This window comes from Streptomyces sp. NPDC001880 (assembly GCF_053594575.1).
Genome location: NZ_JBSFET010000138.1, coordinates 1 through 11157, shown reverse-complemented (window position 1 = coordinate 11157; position 11157 = coordinate 1). Strand labels below are relative to the sequence as shown.

Annotated in this window: 9 protein-coding genes; 3 read left to right on the top strand and 6 right to left on the bottom strand. The window is 68.3% G+C overall.

Annotated features, from left to right (window positions below):
* On the top strand, window positions 1-780 hold a 780-nt coding region (locus tag ACWCQ6_RS33775; RefSeq protein ID WP_451095808.1), incomplete at its 5' end, for an NADase-type glycan-binding domain-containing protein.
* Window positions 781-847: 67 nt separating this feature from the next.
* Here the strand turns inward: ACWCQ6_RS33775 and ACWCQ6_RS33770 are convergent.
* Both ACWCQ6_RS33770 and ACWCQ6_RS33765 read right to left on the bottom strand, forming a co-directional pair.
* Entirely contained in the window at window positions 848-1804 is a 957-nt protein-coding gene (locus ACWCQ6_RS33770; protein WP_451095806.1) for an aldo/keto reductase, read from the bottom strand.
* Window positions 1801-3747 (bottom strand): hypothetical protein, encoded by a 1947-nt coding sequence (locus tag ACWCQ6_RS33765; protein WP_451095804.1) that lies wholly within the window; start codon window positions 3745-3747, stop codon window positions 1801-1803. The genes ACWCQ6_RS33770 and ACWCQ6_RS33765 overlap by 4 nt, the downstream gene beginning before the upstream one ends.
* Window positions 3748-3857: 110 nt before the next feature.
* On the opposite strand from ACWCQ6_RS33765, the gene ACWCQ6_RS33760 reads away from it, so the two are divergent.
* Both ACWCQ6_RS33760 and ACWCQ6_RS33755 read left to right on the top strand, forming a co-directional pair.
* Entirely contained in the window at window positions 3858-4682 is an 825-nt protein-coding gene (locus ACWCQ6_RS33760; RefSeq protein ID WP_451095802.1) for an amidohydrolase family protein, read from the top strand.
* A 291-nt stretch (window positions 4683-4973) separates the two neighbouring features.
* A complete protein-coding gene (locus tag ACWCQ6_RS33755; protein ID WP_451095800.1) occupies window positions 4974-5771 on the top strand; it encodes a GntR family transcriptional regulator in 798 nt (265 codons plus the stop codon).
* A 62-nt stretch (window positions 5772-5833) separates the two neighbouring features.
* Here the strand turns inward: ACWCQ6_RS33755 and ACWCQ6_RS33750 are convergent, their stop codons facing one another.
* The 4 genes from ACWCQ6_RS33750 to ACWCQ6_RS33735 form a co-directional block, all read right to left on the bottom strand.
* On the bottom strand, window positions 5834-7810 hold the full coding sequence (locus ACWCQ6_RS33750; protein WP_451095798.1) for a right-handed parallel beta-helix repeat-containing protein: 1977 nt from the start codon (window positions 7808-7810) through the stop codon (window positions 5834-5836).
* Between the two features lie 101 nt (window positions 7811-7911).
* Window positions 7912-8724, bottom strand: coding sequence for a carbohydrate ABC transporter permease (locus ACWCQ6_RS33745; RefSeq protein ID WP_385824083.1), 813 nt, complete (start codon window positions 8722-8724; stop codon window positions 7912-7914).
* Between the two features lie 115 nt (window positions 8725-8839).
* Window positions 8840-9760, bottom strand: coding sequence for a carbohydrate ABC transporter permease (locus tag ACWCQ6_RS33740; RefSeq protein WP_451095795.1), 921 nt, complete (start codon window positions 9758-9760; stop codon window positions 8840-8842).
* Window positions 9739-10983 carry an ABC transporter substrate-binding protein gene (locus ACWCQ6_RS33735; protein WP_451095793.1) on the bottom strand — a complete coding sequence of 415 codons (1245 nt, stop codon included), beginning with the start codon at window positions 10981-10983 and terminating at the stop codon, window positions 9739-9741. Before ACWCQ6_RS33735 ends, ACWCQ6_RS33740 begins: the two co-directional genes overlap by 22 nt.
* Window positions 10984-11157: the final 174 nt, after the last annotated feature.

Sequence of the window (11157 nt, the reverse complement as noted above, 5' to 3'; positions counted from 1 at the left end):
GCGCCCGTGGTCGCGGTGCAGCCGGCCAAGCCGATAGCCCGGCGGCCCGTCGTGAGACCCGTGACGCCGGACGAGGAGCCGGACGGGTCGCCGTGCCCGGCGTGCGGCACCCCGAACCTGCCGGGACGCAAGTTCTGCCGCCGCTGCGCCGCACCCTTGCAGACCAGGGAGCAGCCCGCGCCGCTGCCGTGGTGGCGTACGGTGTGGCCGTTCCGCCGCCGGGTGAGGAGCGGATCGGGCCGGGTGCTGCGGCGGACCGTGCTGGTGCTGGTGGTCGTCGGGCTGTTGTTCGCGGGCTTCCTGCTCCTGCCGGCCGGGCGCTACGTCTTCGAGGACGTACGGGACAAGCTCGGCGGAACAGCGGAGACGAGCCCGAGCGAGGTCACGGCGAGCGGACATGCTCCCGGCCATCCGGCGTCCGCCGCCGTCGACGGACTGACCAACAAATACTGGGCGGCACCCACGCTCGGCTCGTCGCTGACGTGCACCTTCGACAAGCCGTTCCGGCTGGTCGGCGTCGTGGTGTACCCGGGTGTGTCGACGGACCCCGAGGAATTCCGGAAGGGAGCCAGGCCCACCCGGGTCGATCTGATCACCACCTCGGCGGACGGTGAGGTTCACGAGAAGACGATGACGCTCACCGACAAACCGGGCCGCCAGACGCTGCGGACCGGCATCAGCGACGTCGTCTCCGTCCGGCTCGTGCTGAAGGCCGCGTCCGGCCGGGGCGAGGGGCGGCCGGTCGCGGTCGGGGAGGTCGAGATCTTCAAGCGCACCTGAGGCCGGACACCACCCGGAGCAGGCCGGGGAGCACCTCCCCGGCCCGCTCCGGCCTTCCGAGGAGGCGCTACTCGGCGCGCCCTTCCAGCAACTGCTCGGGCACGAAGCCGGCCTCCGCGAGCCGCTGCCACAGCTCGTCGGGGACCGGGAAGCGGGCAGCCGCCGCGTTCGCCGTCACCTCGGACGCCGAACGGCAGCCCAGGACCACCGAGTCGACTGCCGTGTGCAGCAGCGGGAACTGGATCGCGGCCGCGGGGAGCGGCACCTCGTACGCCTCGCACAACGCCCGGCACTGCCGCGCCCGCTCCAGCGCCTGTGTGGGGACCGGCCGGTAGTTGAACATGGCGCCGGGGGACGGGTCGGCCAGCAGCCCGGTGTTGAAGACGCCACCGACGACCACCGCCGTGCCCGTTCCGGCGCACAGCGGCAACAGGGTGGTGAGCGCCTCGTGGTCCAGGAGTGAGAAACGGCCCGCGATGAGCACGACGTCGACCTCGAACTCCGCCACGTACGAGGCGAGCGGGCCACTGTGGTTCATGCCGAATCCGATCGCCCGGATCAGCCCTTCCTCACGCAGCTTGCGCACCGCCGGATAGGCCGTGCGGCGTATCTCGTCCGGGTAGTCGTCCGGGTCGTGCAGATACAGGATGTCGACGCTGGAGCGGCCCAGGCGGGTCAGGCTCGATTCCAGGGACTCGCGGATGCCGCGCTCCGTCCAGTCGGTGATCACCTCACCGGGTGAGCCGTCCGGCCGGGGGCGCAGCAGCCAGCCCGTCTTGGTGGAGATCAACGGTCCGGTGTCCCCGGACGGAGGCAGCAAGCGTCCCAGGCGCTGTTCGGCGAGGCCGTGTCCGTAGCGGGGCGCGGTGTCGAAATAAGTGATCCCGGCCTCGGCGGCGGCCTTGAGGGTGGCGGCGGCGTCCTGCTCGGTGACCTCTTCGAAGAGCCCGCCCAGGGGAGCGGTGCCGATGCCGAGGCGGGGCAGGGTGAAGGGCAGCCGGTTCGTTGCGGCGGTGTCGGTCATGCCGTCTCCCACGGTGAGGCACAGGCCGCGCGGTTCGCGCGCAGCGTCATGGTCAGGGTCAGCCGGATCCGTGAGTTCCCGGGAAGGCCGACGCGGCAGTACGGTCCGTCGACCGGCCGCTCGGGTCCGTCGTCCACACGAACGGTGGCGATGCGGTGCTCGCCGAACGACCCCGCCTGTACCAGCAGGGAGCGCGCCGCACCGCCGAGGTTCACCAGCTCCACCACCGTGTGGTCCGGGCGGATGTCGGACACCAGCGCGGCGACGTTCTGCGGCAGGCCGGGGCGGCGGGCTTCCGCGTCGTGATAGCGCACATGCAGTTGGGCGAGGCCGCCGTTGTAGAGGACCTGCGGCGAGCCGGTGGTCAGCTGCAACAGGGCTTCCGTCACCACGGGGTTGAGGTGCTGCCAGTGGTGGATGTCCAGGGCGTCGGGGCCGACGGCCGGGTCGACGGTGTCGCTCTCGATGGCCTCGACCCGCTCGGCGCAGCTCGCGAGGGCGCTGCGCAGCATCCGCTCGGGGAAGTGCGGGTTCCGTCCGTGCAGGAATTCGTACCAGGGCTCCTCGTGCCCGGCCTCGTCCTTGATCCGCTGGGTGTGCACAGCGGTCCAGTCCCAGTGGGACTCGGCGCGCAGGTGCTCGATCCGGTCCCGGTCGGCCTGCTCGCGGCTGAAGTGCCACAGGGCGAGCGGGAGCTGGCCCGGCATGACGGTGAAGTCGAACCAGCCGGAGTCGTTGTGCCGCTGGGGCACCATGAGGGTGCGCTCGGCCGTCATCGCGCTCAGATGCGGCTTCCAGCGCTCGCCCAGGGTGCCCATCCGATCGGCACCGCGCTGCTCGGCGTGGCGCAGCACCGCGTCGAGCGGATTGCGGGCGAGGTCCAAGAAGGCCCGGTCCCCGGTGAGGAGCGTCGCGTTGGCGGCGCCGATGACGGTGGCGCTGCCCACCGGGGACAGGCCGTGCGGCCACGACCATCCGTAGTGGCCGCCGTACCAGCGCCCGTCCAGGTACTCGCCCACCACACCGTTCAGGCCGACGTTGTCGGGCACGACGTCGCGACCCGCGAGCCGCTCCTGCCACACGCCGACGTACTCGGCCACCCAGTCCGCGTAACGCTGTTCCCCGCTGAGCAGGAAGGCGTTGGTGGCGAGGCCGGTGGCGGCGAGGTTCACGATGGTGTCACCCCGGCCCATCCGGTCCCACATCGCCCGCCCGTACGCGCGGGCACGCTCGGGCGACGTGGTCAGGTCGTCGAAGGACGTGACGTCCTCGAAGCCGTCCAACGGCAGACCGTACGGGCGCAGGGCCAGGCTCCACGGGAAGTACGCCTCCTCGTCGCTGAAGCCGAAGCGCGGCCCCGCCGAGCCATTGTGCGGGGCGCGCACGAGGCGGTGCTCGGGATCGTAGTTGGGGCCGCCGGGAAGGTAGAAGTCGGCGAATCGGAAGGCGAGTTCGCGCAGCTCCGCGTCATCCGGGTCCGCCAGGCACAGACCGTAGAAGAGGAGCAGTCCCTCGCCCTGGTGGAACCAGTCGTAGCCGCGCTCCAGGCCGTCGGCGAGCATGCCCATCTCGGTGAGCTGCGCGGTGACTCCGCGCCAGTGGCGCCGTGCGGCGGTCAGCAGCTCCGCGCTGCCGCCGAGCAGATAGAGCGTCGGCCAGTTGAAGAACGGCTCGTAGAAGTCGTCCACGCCGTCCCGGCCGTCCATGCCCTGCCCGAGCGTGTCGCGGAAGACGAGACGGCCGTCGCCCTCGGTGTAGCGGTCGGCGAAGAGTCGCCATGCCTTGTCCTGGACCGCGAACAACTCCCTTTCCAAGTGGGCCCACTCGGGGACCTCGCTGACGCGCCGGGTCGCGGTCAGCAGAGGCCCGTGCGCCTCGCCCGCGCGGTGCGCGTCACCGGTTCGTTCAGGCCTGAGCATCGAGAACACCTGCACTCTCGTCATGTACGGATTGAACAATCGCCCATCGATAGCCGATAGTTAGACTCATGGGAGGGGAGCCGAAGTGTCAATACGTCGGAGCGGCCCCGACAGACCCAAGGAGGAGGCGCACCGTGATCGACTGCCATGTCCACCTGTGGGATCCGGCCGAGGGGTTCCCGTGGATCCGACCGGGTGGTGAGCACCATCGCGCCTTCGACGAGGACGATTTGGAGCGGTCGGGTGCGGGGCTCGACCTGGCCGGAGCGATCCTGGTCGAGGCGTCGCGCGGCGACGCGGGGGAGACGCTCGCCCTGCGTGAACTGCGCCGAAGGCGCCCGGATCTGGTCACCGGGTACGTGGCCAACCTGCACGTCCACGGCACGGACGGGCCCGATGCATTCCGCGCCTTCCTCCAGGAGCTGGGGGACTCCCGCCCCAATGGCATGCGACTCGGCGGCTCCTCGTGGACGGGCACCCCCGAGCCGGCCCGCGCACTCGTCCCCGTGCTGGCCGAAGCGGGTGTCGCGCTGGAAATCAATCTGCACCGGAGAGCATTGACGGCGGCCGCCGATGTCGGCGCGCGGCATCCCGGACTCACCGTCGTGGTCGACCACCTGGGCAACGCCCCGGACCCGCGCGCACCGGAGGCAGGGGAGTGGTTCCGCGATGTGGAGCGCGCTGCCGCGAGCCCGAATGTGATGGTGAAGATCTCCGGGCTGCTCACCCAGCAGCACGGGCTCCCACCGCAGCGCATCGCGCACCTGGTGCGGCATGTCGTGGACACGCTCGGGCCCGACCGCTGCCTCATCGGCTCCGACTGGCCGATCTGCCTGCCCCGCGGTTCACGGGCCGACTCGCTCGCCGCGTCCCGGCTCGGACTGTCCCACCTGGCAGCCGATCAGCTCGACCGCGTACTGCATGCGAACGCGGTCCGCGTGTACGGACTCGGTGGCTGAGACGCGTGGCTGATGTGCATGCGGTTGACGTCCGCGTGGTTGACAGTGCTCGAACGCCCCTGCTTCGATTTCCTCGATGATCGATAGGCGATGAAAAGTGAACTTCACTTCGCCGAGAGTCGGTCCCCACCTCCGCGGAGAGGCCCGATGGCACGTTTCGACCCGCCGTGAGGTTGTCGAACGGGCATGGCCGGATGGCAGGCAGCTGGAAACCTCGATGTGACTCCATCGAGAGAAGACGGGCGCGTATTATGTCGCAACTGACGTGCCCCAGTGCAGGATTGGGTATTCATGGCATCTAATGCGTCGGGTGGATTCGTCTCCACGCTGGCCACCAACAAGGACCGGTTCCGCAAGACCCTGATCTCGGACCAGGTGTACGAACTGCTCCGCCAGGCCGTCGTCGAGGGCGATCTCGCTCCGAACGACCGCGTGGTCGAATCGGAGATCGCCCGGCGGCTCGGCGTGAGCCAGGCCCCGGTGCGCGAGGCGGTCAAGCGGCTCGCCCGAGAGGGCCTGTTCACGCACGTCCCACGCCGCGGCCACTTCGTCGTCGAGATCTCCTCGCAGGACGCGGAGTACGCCCGTCAGGTCCGTGAACCGCTGGAGAGCCTGGCCGCCCGGCTCGCCACCGAGCACATCACCGAGGAACAGCTCACCGAGCTCGATATGCTGGTCGAGCGGATGCACGAGGCGGTCGCCGCCAACGACGTCAGCGGCTTCCGCGACGCCGACATAGAGTTCCACACCCTGGTCAGTCAGTACGCGGGCAATCCGTTCCTGGCCCGGATGTGGGAGGTCATCGAGCCGAGCCTGCGTACCCTGCGGGCCATCTCCGACCCGCTCTTCGAGGGTGACTGGTGCGCGATGGCCGACGAACACGGCCGTCTGGTCGGCCTGTTGCGGTCCGGGGAGCCCGACAGGGCGGCTGAGGCCTTCGCCGACCACGCGGCCGGCCGCGGGCCCGTCCCTGATGCACGGGAGGCCAAGAAGCCGCCCAAGAAGGCCGCCGCGACGAAGAAGACGGCGGCCGGCAGGACGGCGGCCAGGAAGACGGCAGCCGTGAAATCGGCGGCGCAGTCGAATTGATCAATCGGCTGTGGGCCCGATCCGGAATTCCGGACCGGGCCCACAGCCGTGTTGCGTGCCGGCTACCGACGGGCGCCGGCAGTCCACTCGGGTGCCCCGTACTGGTAGGCACCCAGACTCGGCTTCGTGTCCGTGGAACCGTCATTGATTCCCGGCAGCGGAATCGCCTGATTGCGTGCGGGGGATTCAGCGGTCAGCCGGTAGTCGTGGTTCGCCGCGTCGACGAACAGCGGATCGACGCCCGCGGGAAGGTTGTTGGAAAGCACCAGCCCGCCGTCGGTGGCGCCGTCCAGGCCGCGGATCGTGCCGATGTTGTTGTAGATCCTGGTGCCGGTCGACTGCCCCGGCTCCTTCACATAGAACAGTGTCATTCCGCCGGTGTTGTTGTAGACGCTGTTGTCGTGCGACCCGGTGCCCAGACCGTTGAGCATCACCGTGCCCTCCCGGTTGCCCCAGCCCACATTGTTGGCGATCACCAGGTCGCTCTGGCCGTTGTCGGCGTAGATTCCCGAGATCCCGAATGTGGTGGAGGTCGTGGTCGGTGCCGGGTCGTGCAGCACGTTGTGGTCGATGGATGTGCCCATCATCCAGGCGCTGCAACAGGTGTAGATCGCGGCGACGTCCAGGCTCAGCCGGGCGTACCCGGAGATGTCGTTGTACGCGATCAGGTCCTTGCCCGGGGTGAGGCCGCTCACCTCGTTCCACTGAAGGTTGATCCCGCTGCGGCCGACGCGGGAGATCGTGTTGTGCGTGACGGTCTGGCTGTTGCCCTGCACGGCGATGCCCGCCGCGTAGGTGCCCATGTAGTCGACATCGTGGATCACGTTGTCCGTGGCGGTGTTGTTCTGTCCGCGGAGCGCGATTCCGTTCCCGGCGCTCAGCGCCAGATCGCTTTTCACGATCTTGTTGTGGGTGCCGTCGAGAATGATGCCGGTGTCGCCGACGCCCCGTGTCACCGTGCTGCCGCAGTCCGTCGCACCCCGGGTGATGTCCGTGTAGTGCGACAGGTACCGGCCGTTGATGCGGTCCAGAGTGACGCCGGTGCTGGAGGGGCCCGTCTTGATCGTGGTGGCGAACAGGCCGATGCCCGCGATCGTCGTGTGACTGGCGTGCGTCAGGTCGAAGCCGAGGGTGCGCCGTTTGACCTCGACGGTGTGGGCGTCCGGGTCGTCGGTGCCGTAGACGTACAGGCGCTTGGCGGCCGGGTCGTAGAACCACTCGCCGGGATGCGCGAGTTCACCGATCTTCCCGGAGAGCGCGTACCGGGTCTCCTTGGGCACGACCTTGTGCACGCACGGCGGCGCCGCGTCCAGTGTCACCGAACCGGTGGTGGAGCTCTTCACCGTGGTGGTGGCCGAGATGTACCAATAGCCGGTGAGGGCCCGCGCACCGTCCCAGTATCCTGCCGGGCGGGTCAGGTCCGCGTCGGCGATGGTGGCGTCCGCGCTGCCCGCACCGGCGTACTGGAGCGTGGGGGCGAGCAGGTCGAGGCCGGGGTACGGCCACTGCGCCTCGATGCCCATCTTCTTGTCGGTGAACACCTGCACGGTGGTCACGTCCGCGCCGAGGTCGACGCCGGTGCTGTAGACGTGCCCGGCCGCCACCGCGTCGCTGAACTGCGAGTGAGCGGCGAACGGGTCGGACTTGGCGATCTCGGTGACATCGGCGGCGGTGACCGGATCGAAGCCGCCGATCCGGGAGGCCCCGCTCACCGTCACCTTCGCGCCCGCGGCGGCGCGGTACGTGATCGGCAGTTCGGCGGTGCCCGAACGGGCCGGCACCACGGTCTCCTCGTACGTGCCGGACAGGACCAGGCACGTATCGCCCGGCACCATGACGTCCGCGCACTTCTGGATGTGCCGGAACGGCGCCTCGGGGCTCTTGCCACCGGCGGTGTCCCGGCCGGACGGTGAGACGTAATACGTCTTTCCCGTACGGAACTTGGCCGGATGAGCGGCGGCGGGCTGACCGGCCACCACCACGGTCAGGGCAGCGAGCAGGGCTGCTGCGGACCACGGCCCCCTGCGGGACCGTGGCATCCATCTCCTCAGCACTCCGTGATCCTCTCTCTTCTTTCGGCTCTCTCTCGGACGGGAAACATCGAGCCCGGCCGTCCCACTGCGCCCCGGGCTCTCGCGGCTCATCCCTTCACCGCACCGACGGTGAGACCGCTGATGATGTGGCGCTGCATGTAGATGAAGAAGATGACGACGGGCGCGACAGCGAGCAGAAGGTTCGGGAACACCTTCGTCAGGTCGGTCGAGTACTGGCTGATGCCGGCGTAGATCGCCGTCGTGACCGTGTAGTGCCCGGAGGACGGGCTGAGCAGGATCTGCGGCGAGACGAAGTCGTTCCAGATCCCGATCGAGTTCAGGATCAGCACCGTGACGACCGCAGGACGCATCAGCGGGAAGATGATCGACCAGAACGTCCGGTACCGGCCCGCGCCGTCGATCGTCGCCGCGTGATCGATGTCCACCGGGATGGTGCGGATGAAGCCGACGAACAGGAAGATGCTCACCGGCAGCGTGGACGCCACGTCGTGCGCGACCAGACCGGTCACGGTATTGGCCAGGCCCACCTCACGCAGCACATAGATCACCGGGATGATCACGGCGGCGCCCGGGATGAACGTTCCGGCCAGGAAGTACAGCAGCACCAGCTGCGTACGCCGTTTGAGGCTGCGCGCGATCGCGTACGCGGCCGGGCCCGCGAGCAGGATGCACAGCACGTCCACGACCACGACGAGGAACAGCGTGAAGCCGTAACCGCCGATGACGTTGAACTGCGGGCTGTTGATCGCGGCCGACATGTGCTCGAAGGTCAGCCCGCTCAGAGGGATCGAGAACGGGTTGTCGAGGATGTCCTGCTGCGACTTGAAGGCGTTCACCACGAGCAGGTAGATCGGCACGATCATGACGACGAAGAGCACACCGAGGAGGGCCCACCGCACGGGCGAGCGTGGCTCCTTGTGCTCCGTACGCCGCGACGCGACACCACCCTCGGTCGGCGCAGCCTCTGGCCTGTCGCGGACCTCTGCCTCTAGTACGACCACCACCGGCTCCTAACTAACCTGTCGCAGCTTGGTCTTGACGGTTGCGCAGCGCCGTCACGAGGAGGGCGAGCACGGCGGAGACCACCATCAGGAACACTGCCTGCGCGGTCGCGTACCCGACCTTGGTTCCCTCGAAGGACCGGGCGAGAATGAGGTACGTGAACGTCTGTGTCGACCCGGCCGGCCCGCCGCCGGTGAGGCTGACCACGATGTCGTACGCCCGGATGAGCCCCACCAGGTTCAGCACCGTCGCCACCGTGACCACGGGCGCGATCATGGGGATCACGATCCGCAGATTGATCTGCCGCTTGGACGCGCCGTCGAGCGCCGCAGCCTCCAGCAGCTCGGCCGGCACCGTCTGCAGGGCGGCCACGAACAGGACGACGTTGAAGCCGAATCCGGCCCACACGATCACCGCGATCAGCGATACCAGCGCGAACTTCTCGTCGAAGAGGAAGCCGAGCGGTTCGATGCCGAACTTCGCGAGTGTGTTGTTGATGGCGCCGTTGGTGCCGAGGATCGCCGCCCACAGATAGCCGAGGATCAGCGCGCTGATGACGTGCGGGAAGTAGGCGACGGCCCGGAAGAAGGAGTTCGAGCGGGAACGGCCCTTGAGGGCCAGCGCGTACACGAGCCCCAGTCCCACCATGAGGACCGTGCCGGCCGCGGCGATCAGACCCGTCACGTACCAGGCGTCCGACGAACTCGGATCGTCGAACAGGTGCTTGTAGTTGTCGAGCCCGGTGAACGTGGCGGTGGAGAATCCGTCCCAGTCGGTCAGGCTGAGATATACCGCGACACCCACCGGCACGACGGTCATCACCGTGTAGAGCAGGACGGCCGGGCCCATCATCCCGAGGGAGATGGCCGAGTCCCGCAGCCTTGCCCGGCGCCGCTGCTTCAGCCCTGCGTTCAGTTCTGCGAGTTCCACCACTTGTCCAATCCGTCGGCCGCGCCCGCGGGGGACGAGCCCGTGTACAGGGACTGGATCTGCTTGTTGAGCTCGTCGCTGAACCCGGCGATCGGCTGGCTCCTGCCGGACTTCACGATCACCGACGGCGCCTCGTCCAGGATCCGCTGCACGGACGAACCGAGGCTGGACATCGGGTAGGTGAAGCCCTCGCGCAGATTGGCGTCGGAGGCGAGCTGGCTCTTGATGGCCTTCGGATCGGTGGTCGCCCACTTCACGAACTCGATCGCCTCGGCCTTGTGGCGGGACTTGTTCACCACGACGTACGGGTTCGAGATGTTGCCGAACTGGCCGGACGGGTAGGCCCCGTCGGTCGGCATGGTGAACACGCCGATGTCGTCGCTCTTCTTCGCGGCGTCAGCGGCGGGCACGAAGAACGAACCCATGATGTACATGGCGGACTTGCCGTTCAGGAAGGCCGTCTGGCCGTCCGCGTAGGTGAGACCGAGCGCGCTCTTGTCCAGGTAGCCCTTGTCGATCCAGCTCTTGTAGTGCTCCAGGTAGGGCAGGTAGTCGCTCTTGGCGAAGGTGACCTTGCCGTCCTTGCGCTTGGCCGTCCACTCGGGATCGGCGGTGAGCACACCCGCGTCGGCCATCATCGAGAACTGGGAGCCGGTGACCCACTGCCCGGCAGTCTGCAGCGGCTTGTAGCCGGCACCCTTCAAACGGTCCATGGCCGCCGTGAACTGATCCATGGTCCGGATGCTCATGGCGTCGATCCCGGCCCTCTCGAAAGCGGCCTTGTTGTAGAAGACGAGCGACTGTATCTGCTCACCCACACCGACCACGTAGTGCTTGCCGTCTATGGCGTACTGGTCGGCCAGCGGAGTCTTGGCGGTCCAGGGCTGGTCGGACAGGTCGGCGAAGAGCGACGCGGTGTCGGCGGTCGGCGTGATCTGCTGGGCGACGTCCGGCGGGTCGCCCGCGGCCAGGTCCTGCCTGAGCTTCGCGTCGGCCGAGATGGTGCCGGTCAGTTCGAGCTTGACCGTGACCCCGGGGTGGGACTTCTCGTAGGTGTCGAAGAGGTCGTTCCAGTACTTCTCCGTCAGGTTCGGCGTGATGTTCACAATGACGCGGAGGGTCGTGCCCTCCGAGGCCTGGTCGGACCCGTCGCCACAGGCGACGGCCGATGCCATCACCAGGGGAGCCAGGGCGAGTCCGCAGGTACGACGCCACATTGTTTTCATCGGGACACGCTCCGTTGCCTAGTCGTGAATAATCGATAGCTGGTGTTCAGTCGCAGAGTTCCCGGTGGAGCAGTAGCGGGAGGGGGCCGCGGGCGGTCGGGCCATGAACGCACGGCGCACTTCCCTGCGCGCTCTCCGGATGAAACGCTTCGTGATCGAATGCTTCCCGCCAAG

Excerpts from the sequence above, each read along its gene's own strand:
- ACWCQ6_RS33765 (WP_451095804.1), bottom strand. The coding sequence starts at position 3,747 with ATGACGAGAGTGCAGGTGTTCTCGATGCTCAGGCCTGAACGAACCGGT.
- ACWCQ6_RS33755 (WP_451095800.1), top strand. The coding sequence starts at position 4,974 with ATGGCATCTAATGCGTCGGGTGGATTCGTCTCCACGCTGGCCACCAAC.
- ACWCQ6_RS33770 (WP_451095806.1), bottom strand. The coding sequence starts at position 1,804 with ATGACCGACACCGCCGCAACGAACCGGCTGCCCTTCACCCTGCCCCGC.
- ACWCQ6_RS33750 (WP_451095798.1), bottom strand. The coding sequence starts at position 7,810 with ATGCCACGGTCCCGCAGGGGGCCGTGGTCCGCAGCAGCCCTGCTCGCT.
- ACWCQ6_RS33735 (WP_451095793.1), bottom strand. The coding sequence starts at position 10,983 with ATGAAAACAATGTGGCGTCGTACCTGCGGACTCGCCCTGGCTCCCCTG.